Source organism: Arthrobacter sp. 001422645 (assembly GCF_059816125.1).
The window spans coordinates 35,819-51,529 of the sequence record NZ_JCBANT010000017.1 but is presented as its reverse complement, the minus strand read 5'-3'; the positions used below and the strand labels follow the sequence as shown (position 1 = coordinate 51,529).

Sequence of the window (15,711 nt, the reverse complement as noted above, 5' to 3'; positions counted from 1 at the left end):
TTAGCCTGTTGCCATGAACGGATTCGCCGAGCCCTTGGCCAGCCTGGACACCCGCCTGCAGTGGCGGCCCGCCGTGACCGACGACCTGGACAGCTGGGCGGCGCTCATCGCCCGGACTGCCGACGTCGAACGGCCCGTCTGGTTTGAGCGCCGCGCCGACCTGGAACAGGTCCTCGAATCGCAGGCGAACCCGGCCGCGGCGAACACGATCCTCGGCTTCGACGCGCAGGCCACCGCCAGGGCTTACGGCCGGATCACCAAGAACCCGGAGGGTGAGAAGGCGATCGGGTACGGCTGCGTCGATCCGGTATGGCAGGGCAGGGGCATCGGGGCCGGGCTGCTGGGCTGGATGGAGGCACGGACCCGGCAGCGGTTCGCCGAGGACGCCGTGCCGGGTTCCAGCCCACGGCTGCGGCTCCACATGGAAGAGCAGCACACCCACCAGGCCGCCCTGTTCGGCGACGCCGGCTACCGGATCGTCCGCTACTACTACGAGATGCACCGCCCCCTCACGGACCACCTCCCGGAGGCGCGCCTGGACGACGGGCTGGAAATCGTGGGCTTTGGACCCGCGTTGCACGAGCCCGTCCGGCTGGCGCACAACGAGGCTTTCCGGGATCACTGGGGCAGCGAGCCCCGGGACGAGGAGGCCTGGGGCTTTGTGGTGAATGATCCACTGGCCCGGCCGGACCTGAGCGCCGTCGCCGTCGAACGCTCCACCGGAAGAGTGGCCGGCTACCAGCTTGCCAGCCACGACGCCGTGAGCGCTGGGACGAGGGGCTACAAGGAGGGCTACACCGACCTGCTGGGTGTGCGGCGCGAGTTCCGCGGCCGCGGGGTGGCGCAGGCCCTTCTTGCCGACGCGATGCGCCGCTTCGCCGCGGCGGGCATGGACAAGGCCTCGCTCGATGTCGATTCGGAGAACCCCACCGGTGCCTTGGCCCTGTACGCCAAGATGGGCTATGTCCCCGTCAACAGCAGCATGGCGTGGGACAAGGAACTGTAGCTTTCCGTTCAGGCGCCATCAGGCCGCGCGCTACCCCTTCACGCGTCAGCCATCCACATCGTGGAGGTGATGGACGACGTCGTGCAGGAAGTACTGCGCGAACGTCAGCACGGTGAACTCCGAGCCGTTGCTGCGGGTGCCCTTGCGCCCCCACTGTTCCTCGGGGATGCGCCCGAAGGAGGCGGCGATCTGCTCGCCCTCCGCGGTGAGTTCCGTGCTGACCTCGGCCGGGTCGGCGTTGGCATAGTCCTTCTCGACGGCGGTCACGTCCTGGTCCCAGTCCGCGAACCGGGCGTCGTCCTCGGTCAGCATAAGGCCGAGCCGGTGGTCGAAGAGGCTGAACACGTCGCGGACGTGGCAGGCGTATTCGAGGACGGACCACGTGTTTTCGTCCGGGCGTTCAGCCACGTCCGGACGCCGCAGGGCGGACCGCCAGCGGGGGAGCATGTTCTCCACGATCCCCGGCGCTGTCGCAGGTGTCGCCACCGAGGCATCAAAACCGCACTCCGCGCAGGTCCGCTGCAGGACCCAGGTCCAGTCTTTGATATCCGGGATGATAGGCATGCGAGCAGTCTAAGGGTATTTCTTCCGGAGCACCGGATGGGCCGGTGGTGGTCGACGGCGGGCCGGAGCCGGAGCGTCGGGTTGACTACGGAGACAGCCGCATCGTGGGGGCGTCTTCCCACGAGAGACTTTTCGGCGGCGCCGTCACAACCGCGGTGATTCCCTGCGACCGGAGTTCGGCTACAAGGATTCGCAGCATTCCGTCGGCCATGCCCGTTGAGAGTTCGCCTTTTGTATCTGCATAGATCAATGGACCCAAATCGGTCAGGTAGACATCGGAAACATAGTTGGGAGTGTACTGGGGGAATTCGCCAGTCATCTCCTCACGCGTCAGTTCCGCGCCGTTCTGATCTACGGAATAGAAGCGAACTGCAGCCGCCCGCAGTGCCTTGGCCGCCTTGTCCCGGTTGTCGGACACCACAAGAAACATCGGTGAGGTTTCCCATCCGCTTCCGAGGGCGGCCTCGTGCTTCTCGCCCTGCCGGTCGAACAGGTGGGGTTCGACCGTCACGTTTGCCATGGCTGCTCCGGTCGCGCTGCTTGTTGGCGTATGGGACGGGCCTGTTCGTCCCGTTTGTCCGGCCGGGACTGCGGCTGCGGAAGCTGCGGCTGCCGAGGCTGACGGCTGCGCAGATGACAGTGGCGGAGAGGTTGAGGGAGCGGCCTGCAGGCTGCCGGAGCATCCGGACAGGGCCACCGCCACAGATACGAGCACGGCACCGACCCGCAGTCGTTTCGACACGTAACCCCCAATATCAGCACACCTGCGGACTGGGGTCATCGTACGGCACGGGTCCGGGCCGGGCTAGGCCATCGGCCACCAAAGTTCAATGCCTTGCGGTTCAATCCAAGCGGAGATTATGCTTCCCGCAAGTGGAACCTGAAGGATATGAGCCTTCGGTTCCAGCCGCGGGCCTCTCATCCATAACGGTGTGCACCCTCGAGCGGGGCACGACTTAGAGCGTGCCGAGTTCGACGCAATTCAGGACCGAAAACCAATGTCCGTTTGCTCGAAAACCCCTTATCAAACACTCCGGTCTGCGGAGCTCGCCCTCTGCCGGCCATTCACCACGGATGGCCGCCATGAGGGGACCTATAGCGGCCATTCGTGGTGAATGGGTGAGCGACAACGGCCATTTGTGGCAAATGAGTGAGCGGTGGGCGTGACGGCTGCCCCGGGCGTCGACCTAAGCACGGCCCGCGGCCCAAACAGCACCCGCGGGGGCCTAGGCCTCCGCGGGCTCCTGCTGCCAGGCCATGCTCGGGCCAATCGCATCGATGGCCTGGGACAGCGGAATGCCGGACCCGTCGCGGCGGCCGTGTTCCCCGGGCAGGGAACGGGCCACACCGGCCAGCGACGACGCCTTGGCGGGGCCGTGACCGGCCCACGCGAGCAGCAGGGTGTCCTCACCCTTGAGGAACCGGTGCGCCCGGACCCCGGCGGTGGCGCGTCCCTTGGCGGGGTATTCGGCGAGGGCGGTGACTTTGGCGGCACCCGGGGCGGTGCCGGGCAGCGCCCCTTCCGTGCCGGCGATGGTCACCACGACGGCATCGCTGTCGGCCGGGCTGGCGGCGCCAAAGAACAGCACCCGGTCCCCGGCGGCCAGCTTGATACCGGCCATACCTCCGGCAGTCCGGCCCTGCGGACGGACCGCGGAGGCCGGGAAGCGCAGCAGCTGCGACTGCCGCGTCACGAAGACGAGGTCGACGTCGTCGGAGCCCGCGGCAGCCACCCCCACCACGGTGTCCTTGTCCTTGAGTGCGATCACTTCCCAGTCCTCGCGGTTCAGCGGATAGTCGGGCTGGACGCGCTTGACCACGCCCTGGGCGGTACCAATCGCCAGGACCTCATCCAGCGGCGCGAAGGCCACCAGCGATTCGCCCTTGAGGAGGGTAATGAAGTCCTTGGCCGGCACACCGCCGGCCAGGTTCGGGGTGCCCGAGGTCGGCGGCAGCACGGGCATGTCCATCACCTGGAGCCGGAGCATGCGCCCCTGCGAGGTGATGGCCGCGATCTCGCCGCGTGCCGACGTTTTGACCACCGAGGTGAAGACGTCGTGCCGGGTCCGCGGGCCGGCCTCGGCGAGGCTGTCCTGGTTGGCGGTGCGGGCGATCTGGCCGGAGGCAGTCAGGATCGCCCAGCAGGGGTCGTCCGCGATCTCCAATGCGAGGGGAACGGCCTTGCCCTTGGCCCCCGGCGCGGCGGCCAGGGCGGCGACGGTGGGGGAGACGGCTTCGGATTCGAGCAGCACGGTGCGGCGGGGGGTGCCGTACTTCTCCGCGATCTCGGCCAGTTCTGCGGACACGAGGGCCCGGAGCCGCTCGCTGGAGCCGAGGATGGCTTCCAGCTCGGCAATCTCGCGGCGCAGCTCGTCCTGCTCCTTCTCAAGTTCGATCCGTGAGTACTTGGTCAGCTGCCGGAGCCGGAGCTCCAAGATGTAGTTGGCCTGGATCTCGGAGAGGTCGTAGATGGACATCAGCCGTGTCCGGGCCGCGGCCGCCTCGTCCGAGGAACGGATGATCTGGATGACCTCGTCGATGTCCACAATCGCGATCAGGAGCCCCTCCACCAGATGCAGGCGGTCCTTCTTCTTGCCGAGGCGGAAGGCGGTGCGGCGGCGGACGACGTTGATGCGGTGTTCCACGTAGACGGAGAGCAGCTGGAGCAGCCCCAGGGTCTGCGGCTGCCCGTCCACGAGGGTGACGTTGTTGATGCCGAAGGAATCCTCCATCGGAGAGTAGCGGTACAGCTGCTGAAGCACGGCGTTGGGGTTAAAGCCGTTCTTTAGTTCGATCACGAGGCGCAGGCCGTGCTTGCGGTCCGTGAGGTCCACGATGTCGCTGATGCCGGTGAGCTTCTTGCCGTTGACGGCGTCCTTGATCTTCTCGATCACCTTCTCCGGCCCCACCATGTACGGCAGTTCCGTGACCACCAGCCCGGTGCGGCGGGCCGAGAGCTGCTCCACCTCCACCTTGGCCCGGGTCTTGAACGAGCCGCGGCCGGTGGCGTACGCGTCGCGGATCCCGTCCAGCCCGACGATCCGGCCGCCCGTGGGCAGGTCCGGGCCGGGGACGAACTTCATGATGTCCTCGAGCGTGGCGTCCGGGTGCTCGATCAGGTGCCGCGCGGCGGCGATCACTTCCACCAGGTTATGCGGGGCCATGTTCGTGGCCATGCCGACGGCGATGCCGGTGGCCCCGTTGACCAGCAGGTTCGGGAACGCGGCCGGCAGCACGTCCGGCTGGGTCAGCTGGTTGTCATAGTTGGGGACGAAGTCGACGACGTCCTCGTCGAGGTGGTCCGTCAGGGTCAGCGCCGCCGCCGCCAGCCTGGCCTCGGTGTACCGCGGGGCGGCCGGGCCGTCGTCGAGCGAGCCGAAGTTGCCGTGCCCGTCAATGAGGGGCAGCCGCAGCGAGAAGTCCTGGGCCATGCGCACCATCGCGTCGTAGATGGCGGTGTCGCCGTGCGGGTGCAGCTTGCCCATGACCTCGCCCACCACGCGGGCGCTCTTGACGTGGCCGCGGTCCGGGCGCAGGCCCATCTCGCTCATCATGTACAGGATGCGCCGCTGGACGGGTTTCAGCCCGTCGCGGGCGTCCGGAAGGGCCCGCGAGTAGATCACCGAATAGGCGTACTCGAGGAACGATCCTTCCATCTCCGACGTGACGTCGATATCGACGATATTCTCTGTGAATATTCCTGCGGAATCGGGGCTGGCTTCCCCTGCCGGGGACGGGGTCTGGCGGCGGGCCATGAGGCGGGTGGGTCCTTCTGAGGGGTGCTGAACGTGTGCTGCAAAAGTTTATGACTAGGCTAAGCCTATGGTGGATCAGCCCGTGGACGGTGTATATCCGGAATATTGGGAAGCCGATGTTGTCCTGCGCGACGGCGGGACGGCACATCTGCGCCCGATCCACCCGGCCGACGCGGACGCGGTCCAGGCCTTCCACGTGGGGCAGTCGCAGAAGTCCATCTACATGCGCTTCTTCGCGTTCAAGTCCAAACTCTCCTCGAAGGAACTCAAACGGTTCACCGAGGTGGACTACAAGGACCGCGTGGCCCTGGTGATCACCATCGGCGGCGAGATCATGGGCATCGGCCGCTACGACCGGCTCGATGACCCCGCGGAGGCCGAGGTCGCGTTCAACATCGCCGACGCGCACCAGGGCCGCGGCATCGGCTCCATCCTGCTCGAACACCTCGCCGCCGCCGCCCGGGAAAACGGGATCCGGAAGTTCAGCGCCGAGGTGCTCCCGGAAAACCGGAAGATGCTTATGGTGTTCTCCGACGCCGGCTACGACGTCAAGCGGCATTTCGACGACGGTGTGGTCAGCCTCGAATTCAACATCGACCCCACGGACAAGTCCCGCGCCGTGATGGAATCCCGGGAACACCGCGCCGAGGCCCGCAGCATCCAGGAACTCCTTGCCCCGTCCTCCGTGGCCGTGATCGGTGCCAGCCGCAAGTGGGGCACCGTGGGCTACCAGTTGCTGGAACACATCATCGAGGCACACTTCACCGGCCCGGTCTACGCGATCAACCCGGAGGCCTTCGAGCTCGCCGGCATGCTCTCCTTCGGCCGCCTCTCCGAGGTGCCGGGCCCGGTCAAGCTCGCCATCATCGCCGTTCCCTACGCCGAGGTCCCCAAGGTGGTGGAGGAGTGCGGTGCCGCCGGGGTCAAGGGGATCGTAGTGGCCACCGCCGGCTACGCGGACGACGGCGAACGCGGCCTCGCCCGCCAGCGCGAACTCGTCCGGCAGGCCCGCTCGGACGGGATGCGCGTGATCGGTCCCGCCTCGCTGGGCATCATGAACACCAACCCGGCCGTGTCCCTCAACGCCTCGATGGCGCCCTCGCTGGGGCGCCGCGGCGGGCTGGGCCTGTTCAGCCAATCGGCCGCGATCGGCGTCTCCCTCTACGCGGCTTCCAGCCGGCGCCGCGTCGGGATCTCCACGTTCCTCTCGGCCGGCAACCGCGCCGACGTCTCCGGCAACGACATGATGCAGTTCTGGGAGGACGACGCCGACACCACCGCCGTCGGGCTGTACCTGGAATCGATCGGCAACCCGCGCAAGTTCTCCCGGCTGGCCCGGCGCCTGGCCCGGACCAAACCCGTCATTGTGGCGAAGTCCGACGCGATGGGCCTGGGGCTGCCGCCCGGCCACGCCGTCCGCACCACGCAGGCGCCGCCGGAGGCCCTCGACGCGATGATGCGCCAGGCCGGCGTGATCCGCGTCGAGACCATCGAACAGCTCATGGACGTCGCCCAGATCGTCTCAAGCCAGCCCCTGCCGAAGGGCCCGGGGGTCGCCGTGTTCAGCAACTCCCAGGCGCTCGGCAAGGTGGTTGCGGACAGCGCGGCGAAGCAGGGGCTCGGGGTGGAGCGGATCGTCACCGGCGTCGATCTCGACGCCGGGATGTCCTTGGCGCTGCCGGCGCTGCGGCACAGCCTGCAGGAGGTCCTCACGGCAGACACCGTTCACTCTGCCGTTGTGGCGCTGCTGCCCGCCCGTGGCCTGACCGTGGAAAAGATCGCTGGGGTGCTCGCCGAGTGTTCGGTGGCGGCCGGCAAACCCGTAGTGGCGGCGTTCAGCGGACTGCTGGACCCGTCCATCTATGTGGAAGGGATGGTGGGCGACGAGGCCGGATCAACGGTGGTTCCCTGCTACTCCAACCCCGGCGCGGCAGTGGCCGCGCTGGGATCCGTGGTCCGCTACGCCCAGTGGCTGGACCGGGACCAGGGCCTCTTCATAGAGCCTGAGGGCTGTGACCCGGACGGCACCCGGGACGAGCTGGAGAGGCTGCTGTCCGGGGTCGGGGGCGAACAGCTCGTCCGTTTGGACGCGGAGACGGCCGCGGGCCTGCTGGCCCGCTACGGCATCAGGGTGGTTCCCTCCGTTGGCTTCGACACCGCCGACGAGGCGGTGGCTGCAGCGGACCGGCTCGGCTGGCCGGTGGCCCTGAAGACCACCGACCCCGCGCTGCGGCACCGCCTGGACCTCGGAGGGGTGCGCCTGGACATCCAGGACGCCGACTCCCTGCGGCGGAACGTGCTGGAGATGCGCAGATCGCTGGAACGCTACGGCTCGCCGTCGCTGGAAGTGCAGACGATGGCGCCGGTGGGACAGGCCTGCACGTTCCGCGCCATCGAGGACCCGCTGCTGGGCCCGGTGGTCTCGTTCGGCCTGGCCGGTGATGCGGTCAACCTGCTCGACGACTGGGCCCACCGGGTGCCGCCGCTCTCCGGCTCCGACCTGCATGACTTCATCCGGGCCCCGCGGGCCTCGCGGAAGCTCTTCGGCTACCAGGGGTTGCCGGCCGTCGACGCCGGGGCGCTGGAGGACCTTGCCGCCCGGCTCACCCGGCTCAAGGACAACCATCCGGAAATCGCCCTCGTCGACTTCAACCCCGTGCTCGCCGGGCCGGACGGGGCCGCCATCCTCTCCGCCGACGTCCGGATCGCAAACGCCGCCCAGCGCACCGACAGTGCCCGCCGTGCCATGCGCAGCTGATTCGCCAGGCGCAGCTGATCGCCCGGCGCAGCTGATCCCCGGCGCGCTGAGAGCCAGGGGGAGCTGAGAGCCCCGGGGAACGGAGGGCTGCAGGGAGCGGAGGGGCGCCGAGGGGCGCTGCCGGGCCGGCAATGGTTAGCATGTCCCCAACCGATCTGTGAAAATGGAGACCATGAGCTTTCAGTCTCCGACACCCAAGCCCCAGGCAACCGTCTCCGGACGCCCGGGCACGCACCACCACGGCCTGCATGACCACAGCGCGCAGGGCCAGAGCCTGGAAGGCGCCCTCCAGCAGGCCGGCTTCTACCCCCGGCTGGTGGCCGACGTCGTTGCCGACGCCCTCGACGGGCGCGACTGCGTGGCCCACCTGGTGCACCTCGAGACGCACTTCGACCGCGCCGAGGTCCGCCGCCACATCACGGTGCTGGTCCTGACTGAGGACATGCTGGTCATCACCCACGTGGACGACCAGCAGCTCGACGAGGCGGGGGAGCAGACGGTAGCGCAGGTCTCCACCGAATCCGTGCCCGTCACGCAGATCCGCTCCGTGGTGCTCAGCTACGTGTACGCCCAGCCACAGGACTACAAACCATCGGATCCGGTCCGCGAGCTGACCCTCTCCATCGCCTGGTCCGGCGGCCAGCGCCTCGACATGGGCCCGGCCAGCTGCGGCGACCCGCAGTGCGAAGCCGACCACGGCTACAGCGGCACCATCGCCCAGGAGGACATCGTGCTCCGGATCAGCGCCGAAGCAGACGGCCTGCAGGCCGTCCAGGACGCCAAGCTCTTCGCCCGGGCCCTCCGCGCCGTAAACACCGGATCCTCCGCTCCGACGCCCCACACCGGGCCCGGGCTCCCGCCCCGCCCGCGGATGGGCGTCTTCGGAAACCGCGCCAGCCGCGGCCACCAGCGCTGAGATGACGCCGGTCCGCGTGCCCGAACCGTTGTCCTCCGCCCCGTCCCTCCCCGAGGCCACCGCGCAGGCCACAGCACCAGGCCTGCCCGCGGCCCCGGCGTTCGGGGACCGCTCCGTCGCCGAAGTGCTTACGAGCGCCGCGGCCAGCCTGGGTGTTCCCGGCTTCGAGAACCGCCTGCACCTGCCCGCCTCCAAGCGCGTCTGCGTGGTCCTCGCCGACGGTCTGGGCCGCAACCTGCTCAAGCAGAAATCGGCGCACACACCGTTCCTTCGCTCCGTCATGCAGTCCGGCCAGGGGCGGGTGCCGGTCGCCCTGGATTCGGCGTTCCCCTCCACCACGGCCGCCTCCCTGGCCAGCTTCGGCACCGGGCTCGCGGCCGGACAGCACGGCATGGTGGGCTACGACGTGCTGGACCCGGACCAGGACCGCGTGGTCAACATGCTGGGAGGGTGGGACGCCGGCGTCGACCCGCAGCAGTGGCAGCCGTTCCCCACCGTCTTCGAACGGGCCGCGGACCACGTCGAGGTCACCACCGTCAGCCTTCCGCAGTTCAGCGACTCCGCCATGACCCGGGCCGCGCTCCGGGGCGGCCGCTATGTCACCGCCACCACCTCGCACGCCAGGACCGCGGCCGCCGCCGAGGCAATGGCCGGTGCGGACGGCTCGCTGATGTACTTCTACGTCAATGAACTGGACAAGGCCGGTCACCGCCACGGCTGCCAGTCACCGCAGTGGGAGCACCAGCTCGAGGAACTCGACGCCACCGTGAAACGGCTCAGCGCCACCCTGCCGGCGGGCACCACCATCCTGCTCACGGCGGATCACGGAATGCTCGACGTCCCGGAATCCCAGCGCATCGACTATTCGGCCGACCCGGATCTCATTGCCGGGGTCCGCCACACGGCGGGCGAGCCGCGGATGGTTCACCTGTATCTCGAAGAGCAGGACGACGACGCCGGCCGCGTCCGGCTGCTTGACGCCTGGCGGGCCCGTTTCGGCGAACGGATCTGGGCCTTCACCCGGGAGGAAGCCATCACCGCAGGGCTCTTCGGCGAGGTCCGGGCCGAAGTCGCCCCGCGGATCGGCGACGTGATGATCGCTGCCCGGGAGCCGCTGGCTTTCTATGACACCCGGCGCGTCCGGCCCACAGCACTTGACGTCGTGGGCCAGCACGGTTCACTGACGCGGGCTGAACGGGAAGTCCCGTTGCTGTGCTTCCAGGCGGACGGAAAAAGGGCCCCCCGCGCCTGACGGCGCGTGGTGGCTGCCAGCCGTGTTTTGACTGCCGGCCGGGGCCCGGGCTCCGCGGCTAGTTAGTCGCCGCGGGCGCCGAAGACGATTTCGTCCCAGCTGGGAATGCTGGAGCGCTTGGACTTCGCCGGCTGCCGCTCGGGCTGCTCCGCATCGCGGTCGTCCCGGGCCGGGGCGGGGGACTCACGCTGCTGGCGCCGAGAGGTCCCGCCGCCCAGGAGCTCGTCGAGCCCCGGGCTGGAGGTGGGTCCCTGCTGGCCGACGGGCCGCAACTGCGACGCCGCAATGGTGATTTCCCTGGTGTCGGTGCTGACACCGTCATGCAGTTTCAGGGCGTCGTCCGGCTCGTCTTCATGGCGCGGAGCCAAGGTCAGCCGCGACATGATCGAGGGCCTGCCGTCGCGGCGGCGTTCCCACGGATCGGAGACCGGGCTGGTTTCCGTCTCCGCTGCCTCCACGCGCTGCGGGGCCGGGATGTTGGCTCCGTCTGCGTCAATGTCACTGTCGGCCCCGTGCTCTTCGCTGCCCTGCTCACCGTCTTCCGGGCCGGCCGGTACCTCGGCAAGGACCTCGGCGGGCCTCGGATGGGCCGCGGGTACGCTGCTGGTCAGGAGCTTGGCGAGGGCGTCGTCGGCGTCTTCGTCCACGCCGAGGCGCTGGCCGCGGCGGGAACGCAGCATGTCCAGCAATCCGTCGGACTCCTGCTCCTGCTTCAGCTGCTGGACCACTTGGAGCTGCGCGGTGGCGGTGCGGGCGGCAGCATCGGCGTCGGTCTCAAAATCAAAGGGTCGGTCCGAGACGGCCGTGAGCCGGCGCGCGGGGACGGGACCGTCGAGGGGCTCCAGTTCGCTGAGCTGCTGCGCCCAGCGGTTCGCGTTCTGCAGGGATTTCCGGGCCGGGCTGAACGTCCACATGGCCGGCGGTTCCTCACCGATTCCGGCAGGGCCGCCAGGCTTGGCCTCGAAGCGCGCCACGACGTTCCAGCTGCCATCGGGGCGCCGCCAGGAGTCCCATTCCACAGAGGAGGCTTCAATGCCGTGCGCACTGAGCCGGTGGGCCACCATGTCGCCGAGTGACGCCGGGTGGTCACCGAACACCGAACGGTACACGTCGTGGCCGGGGGCGGGGGCGGCCACCTCCACCTTGCGGGCCTGCTGGGCAACGTACTCACGCTCGGCGAGCACAGGACCCTCGTAGCGCTGGACTTTGGCGAGCGGAATCCCGGAGAGCTCCGCCACCTCTGCCGCCGTCGAGCCGCTGCGGATCCGCGCCTGGATATCGCGCGGGGACATGGCAATGGGCGCGGCGGCCGCGACGGAGGCGGCCTTGGCCGTTGTCCGGCTGGCTGCCACCCGCAGTGCTTCATCGATTGGCAGCTGGAACATCTCGCCGCCGGCGCCGCTCAACAGGAGATGCTCCCCGTCGTCGTGGACGCCTACAAGCCGTAGATCCTGCATACAAATCCTCCACCCTGGCATTACTAACAATCGAAACTCTGCCACCGATGCGGGCCAATTCCGGTGAGGAGGGAGGGCGCGCCGTGATTTTCCGCGAATTTGCGCCGCTTTTCGGCTGATCAGCGGATCCGGCGGGCGCCCGTCCCCGGACACGGCGGCCGGAGCCTGCCGTCACGGACCAGAGGACTCTGGCGTTCACCGGAGGCTTAAGCAAAAATGACCCGACATCGGGCACAAAAACCGCGTGACCGGCGTTGACACGGGAGAACCGCCTCAGGAGGTCCAGGGCCACCGCCCGGCAGGACTACCAGGGAGCGGCCATCCAACGGAACGAATGCGGAGTGTGAGCAACAAATAATGGCGACAGACTACGATGCGCCGCGCAAGACCGAGGAGGACCTCAGTGAGGACTCCCTTGACGCGTTGAAAGCGCGCCGCACGGAAAAGCCGTCCGCAGTGGTCGATGAAGACGAATCGGACCTTGCCGAAGGCTACGAGCTCCCCGGCGCCGACTTGTCCGGGGAGGAACTGCTGGTCCGGGTCCTGCCGGCACAGGCCGACGAATTCACCTGCGCCTCCTGCTTCCTCGTCCGCCACCGTTCGCAGATCGCCCGCGAGAAGGACGGCCTCAAGTACTGCAAGGACTGTGAGGGCTAAACCTTCAGGGCGGCGAGCAGTTCGTCCGGGTGGCGGGAGGACGTGAGCCAGTACGGCGTGCGGTCGGACGGATCGGTGATTTCGATGCGGACCACCGGATCGATCCACCCGCGGATGCACAGGAAAGCCAGGCCGTTGAGGCGGGTGCCGCGTTCCGCCGTCGCCTCCTTGCCGCGGAAAGCCGATGCGGTGCCCACGAAGCGGCGGTCGATGCTGGCCCGGCCGATGCGCAGCGTGGAGCCGGTGACAGTGATGGTGGGGGTCGAGAGGACCAGAAGCACGGCGATGATCGCGAACAGGACAACGGCCGCTGTTAGGCCTGCAGTCATGCTGATGGGCGCGAACACGAAGATCCCGGCACCCGACAGTCCCGCCGCCACCAGCCAGATCCAGGCATTGGGCCAAAGCTTCTCGTTGTACAAAACGGCGTCGCTGGGGGTGCTGTTGGGGGCAGGCACTGCTGCACTGGATTCGGGCATAGGCCCAGCTTTCCACTTTTCCCGGGCTATTTCACCTTGGCAGCGGAAGCGGCCGCGGGGGTCCGAGCCCGCCGGCCGCGGCTAGGCCGATCTTCCGTGCTGGCGTTAGAGTGAGGGACTGTGACTGAAGAAACGACTGCGGCAAAGCCCGCGGCACAGCAAGAGACCGCGCCCGCAGCGGAAGTGGAATACGGGACCGCCACACTGACGGTGGAACTGAAGATGCTCGACGACGGCCTGGAACCGCCGTCGTATGCGCACCCGGGCGACGCCGGCGCGGACCTGCGCGCCCGCGAGGACGTAGTGCTGGAACCGGGGGAGCGCAGACTGGTCCCCACAGGTGTTTCCATTGCCCTGCCCGATGGTTTTGTGGCCCTGATCCACCCGCGGTCGGGGCTCGCGACCAAGCACGGCCTGACCGTGGTGAACGCCCCCGGGACCGTCGACGCCGGCTACCGCGGAGAAATCGCGGTGACTCTGCTCAATACTGACCGCCGGGAGGCGATCGAACTCAAGCGCGGCGATAGAATTGCACAAATGGTAATTCAGCGCGTGGAGTACGCCCGCTTCCTGCCGGTCCAGGAGCTCAGCGACTCGGTTCGCGGCGGCGGAGGCTTCGGATCCACCGGCGGTTTCGGCGCGCCGGTCTGACCGGCAGCCCGCACCACCCGCAGTATTTACGCAGGGACTTATGAGCAGGACCTAGTACAGGACGTATCGGACGGCCGTTGTTGCTGCAAGAGACAGCATAAAACGGCAGGCGCCGCGCGGTCGCGGACGACGCTGCGGCACAAGATCACAACTAAGGAGAGAACCCCATGGTTTTTGGGCGTGGCAGGAAAACCAAGCAGGAACCGACGGACTCCGGGGAAACCCGGGAGCCAGTTGCCGACGCTACCGTCGATGATTCTGCCGGGACTTCCTCCGCTGCTCCCGGCCGCGGCGCCACGGGTCCCTTCGACGTGTCGGAAATTGAGGATCAGGACGGCTACGTGGACCTCGGCGCGCTCCTGATCGCTCCCGCGGAAGGTCTGCAACTCCGGCTCGAGGTCGAAGAGGCCACGCAGCGGGTCGTCGCCGTCACCATGGACCTGAACGGCTCGAGCCTCCAGCTCCAGGCCTTCGCGGCTCCCCGCTCCGAAGGCCTGTGGGACGAAATCCGTGAGCAGATCGGCCAGTCGGTCGGCAGCCAGGGCGGCCAGGTCGAGGAAGTCCAGGGTGGCTTCGGCACCGAACTGCTCGCCAAGCTCCCGGCCAGCGGCGCCGACGGAAGCCACGGCTACCGCGTGGCCCGCTTCATCGGCGTCGACGGTCCGCGCTGGTTCCTGCGCGGCGTGCTTGGCGGCGAGGCCGCTGTGGACCGCGACGCGGCCGTCGGGCTTGAGGCGCTGTTCCGGCAGATCGTGGTGGTCCGCGGGGAGAACCCGATGCCGCCGCGGGACCTACTGCAACTGCGTCTGCCGAAGGACAACGCCGTGCCCGCGCCGCAGTCCGCCCCGGATCTGGAACGGCCCGAACGTGGACCGGAGATTACCCAGATTGGCTGATGCCCCCCGCCAGGATCCGGTTTCCTCCGTCTCCGTGAGGGAGCTCCCGGACCGCGGCCGGGTAGTGTGCCGTGGCTTCATTGAGTCGGTCACCTACGCCCCGGCAAGCCAGGTGGCTGCCTTCACCGCGGTCGTCGTGGACCACGATGCGCCGGGCAACGAGCCACAAGGGGCCAGGACCCGCGGCGCCGGGGCAGTGGCGGTCCCCTCAGGATCAGCCGCCGGCCGGCCCGCAACAGTCCAGACCGCCGGCGGAGCCCAGAACGGCGCAGTGCAGCCCGGCGCAGCCCAGCCCGCAGGCTCCCGGCGCCAGCGGCCTTCCGGTCCCAAAGACCGGCTCCGGGTGGTCTGGCTGGGACGCCGCCGCATCCCCGGAGTCGACGCCGGCACCGAACTCCGCCTGCAGGGCATGGTCACCGTCCGTGACGGCCTGCCCACCATGTTCAATCCCCGCTACGAAATACTCTCCCGCCAGGAGGAGCAATGACCTTGCCCGAGAAGCCCGAACCAGCAGTCGGACAGGGTTCAGCCGGACAGGGGCCAGCGGGCCAGGATTCGGCCGGGCACGGCCCAGCGGAGCAGCCCGCGGCAGCTCAGCCGACCGTCGCGGAGCTCGCCGAAGGCTACGCAGCCAAGGCCGGGCTGCACCGTTCCAGCAACGGCAACATCGACGTGCTCAAAAGTGCCGGCGGGATCCAGGGCATTGCCGAGAGCATCCTTCCCGGCCTGGTGTTCCTGGTCGCTTTCACGATCACCCGCGAGCTGCCCCTGGCGCTGGTCCTGTCGCTGGCCGCGGCCGCCGTGTTCACCGTAGTCCGGCTGGTCCAGCGCAAACCGCTGACGCAGGCACTGGCGGGGATTGCCGGCGTCGGGATCTCCGCGTGGCTCGCCAACAGCACCGGCAAGGCCGAAGACTTCTACGTCCCGGGGTTCTTCACCAACGCCGCCTACATCGTGGCGATGGCCATCTCGATTGCCGTCCGCTGGCCCTTCGCCGGGCTGATATTCGGCTTCATCCGGAATGAAGGCCTGGACTGGCGGAAGAATCCAGCCAGGGTCAAGGCCTACCAGCTCGGCACCTGGGTGATCATCGCGGTGCTGGCCCTGCGGCTAGTGGTCCAGGTCCCGCTGTACTTCATGGGCGAGCCGGGCTTCGCGGCCCTCGCCACGACGCGGCTCCTGATGGGCGCGCCGCTGTACATCCTGGGCATCTGGGTCGCCTGGCTGCTGACCCGGCCCGCTCCGGCCGCCAAAACCAGTTGACCTGTCAGTTGGAGTGGTCATCAAGGTGCAATAACCACTCCAACTGACAGCGCAAGC

At 68.5% G+C, this 15,711-nt stretch carries 14 protein-coding genes; 9 read left to right on the top strand and 5 right to left on the bottom strand.

From position 1 onward, the window contains the following. Nucleotides 1-13 precede the first annotated feature (13 nt). Nucleotides 14-1,006, top strand: coding sequence for a GNAT family N-acetyltransferase (locus AC6EUH_RS15905; protein ID WP_499739244.1), 993 nt, complete (start codon nucleotides 14-16; stop codon nucleotides 1,004-1,006). A 45-nt stretch (nucleotides 1,007-1,051) separates the two neighbouring features. Here AC6EUH_RS15905 and AC6EUH_RS15900 read toward each other — a convergent pair whose 3' ends face one another. The 3 genes from AC6EUH_RS15900 to AC6EUH_RS15890 all read right to left on the bottom strand — a co-directional run bounded on the left by AC6EUH_RS15900 (nucleotide 1,052) and on the right by AC6EUH_RS15890 (nucleotide 5,325). Further along, complete coding sequence (locus tag AC6EUH_RS15900) at nucleotides 1,052-1,570, bottom strand: DinB family protein (protein ID WP_056431380.1); 519 nt, start codon at nucleotides 1,568-1,570, stop codon at nucleotides 1,052-1,054. A gap of 85 nt (nucleotides 1,571-1,655) precedes the next feature. Continuing rightward, on the bottom strand, nucleotides 1,656-2,090 hold the full coding sequence (locus tag AC6EUH_RS15895; protein WP_056431383.1) for a hypothetical protein: 435 nt from the start codon (nucleotides 2,088-2,090) through the stop codon (nucleotides 1,656-1,658). A 706-nt stretch (nucleotides 2,091-2,796) separates the two neighbouring features. Continuing rightward, nucleotides 2,797-5,325, bottom strand: coding sequence for a DNA gyrase/topoisomerase IV subunit A (locus AC6EUH_RS15890; protein WP_499739243.1), 2,529 nt, complete (start codon nucleotides 5,323-5,325; stop codon nucleotides 2,797-2,799). 67 nt (nucleotides 5,326-5,392) lie between these two features. Here AC6EUH_RS15890 and AC6EUH_RS15885 point away from each other — a divergent pair, with 67 nt between their 5' ends. The 3 genes from AC6EUH_RS15885 to AC6EUH_RS15875 all read left to right on the top strand — a co-directional run bounded on the left by AC6EUH_RS15885 (nucleotide 5,393) and on the right by AC6EUH_RS15875 (nucleotide 10,251). After that, the gene (locus AC6EUH_RS15885) at nucleotides 5,393-8,083 is read left to right on the top strand and encodes a bifunctional acetate--CoA ligase family protein/GNAT family N-acetyltransferase (protein ID WP_499739242.1); all 2,691 of its coding nucleotides are present in this window, start codon (nucleotides 5,393-5,395) and stop codon (nucleotides 8,081-8,083) included. 172 nt (nucleotides 8,084-8,255) lie between these two features. After that, entirely contained in the window at nucleotides 8,256-8,999 is a 744-nt protein-coding gene (locus tag AC6EUH_RS15880; protein ID WP_056431391.1) for a DUF5998 family protein, read from the top strand. 1 nt (nucleotide 9,000) lies between these two features. Continuing rightward, on the top strand, nucleotides 9,001-10,251 hold the full coding sequence (locus tag AC6EUH_RS15875; protein ID WP_499739241.1) for an alkaline phosphatase family protein: 1,251 nt from the start codon (nucleotides 9,001-9,003) through the stop codon (nucleotides 10,249-10,251). 62 nt (nucleotides 10,252-10,313) lie between these two features. Here AC6EUH_RS15875 and sepH read toward each other — a convergent pair whose 3' ends face one another. After that, entirely contained in the window at nucleotides 10,314-11,708 is a 1,395-nt protein-coding gene (gene sepH / locus AC6EUH_RS15870; RefSeq protein ID WP_499739240.1) for a septation protein SepH, read from the bottom strand. Nucleotides 11,709-12,065: 357 nt separating this feature from the next. On the opposite strand from sepH, the gene AC6EUH_RS15865 reads away from it, so the two are divergent. Next, complete coding sequence (locus AC6EUH_RS15865; RefSeq protein ID WP_056431401.1) at nucleotides 12,066-12,365, top strand: DUF4193 domain-containing protein; 300 nt, start codon at nucleotides 12,066-12,068, stop codon at nucleotides 12,363-12,365. Here AC6EUH_RS15865 and AC6EUH_RS15860 read toward each other — a convergent pair. Next, entirely contained in the window at nucleotides 12,362-12,844 is a 483-nt protein-coding gene (locus AC6EUH_RS15860) for a DUF3093 domain-containing protein (protein ID WP_056431404.1), read from the bottom strand. The two genes, AC6EUH_RS15865 and AC6EUH_RS15860, sit on opposite strands and share 4 nt — an antisense overlap. A 120-nt stretch (nucleotides 12,845-12,964) precedes the next feature. On the opposite strand from AC6EUH_RS15860, the gene dut reads away from it, so the two are divergent. The 4 genes from dut (at nucleotide 12,965) to AC6EUH_RS15840 (ending at nucleotide 15,654) form a co-directional block, all read left to right on the top strand. After that, the gene (gene dut / locus AC6EUH_RS15855) at nucleotides 12,965-13,495 is read left to right on the top strand and encodes a dUTP diphosphatase (RefSeq protein ID WP_056431407.1); all 531 of its coding nucleotides are present in this window, start codon (nucleotides 12,965-12,967) and stop codon (nucleotides 13,493-13,495) included. 167 nt (nucleotides 13,496-13,662) lie between these two features. Further along, on the top strand, nucleotides 13,663-14,391 hold the full coding sequence (locus tag AC6EUH_RS15850; RefSeq protein WP_499739239.1) for a DUF3710 domain-containing protein: 729 nt from the start codon (nucleotides 13,663-13,665) through the stop codon (nucleotides 14,389-14,391). Beyond that, the gene (locus AC6EUH_RS15845; protein ID WP_056431413.1) at nucleotides 14,384-14,878 is read left to right on the top strand and encodes a hypothetical protein; all 495 of its coding nucleotides are present in this window, start codon (nucleotides 14,384-14,386) and stop codon (nucleotides 14,876-14,878) included. The genes AC6EUH_RS15850 and AC6EUH_RS15845 overlap by 8 nt, the downstream gene beginning before the upstream one ends. Continuing rightward, entirely contained in the window at nucleotides 14,875-15,654 is a 780-nt protein-coding gene (locus AC6EUH_RS15840) for a DUF3159 domain-containing protein (protein WP_056431416.1), read from the top strand. The genes AC6EUH_RS15845 and AC6EUH_RS15840 overlap by 4 nt, the downstream gene beginning before the upstream one ends. The last annotated feature ends 57 nt before the right edge of the window (nucleotides 15,655-15,711 follow it).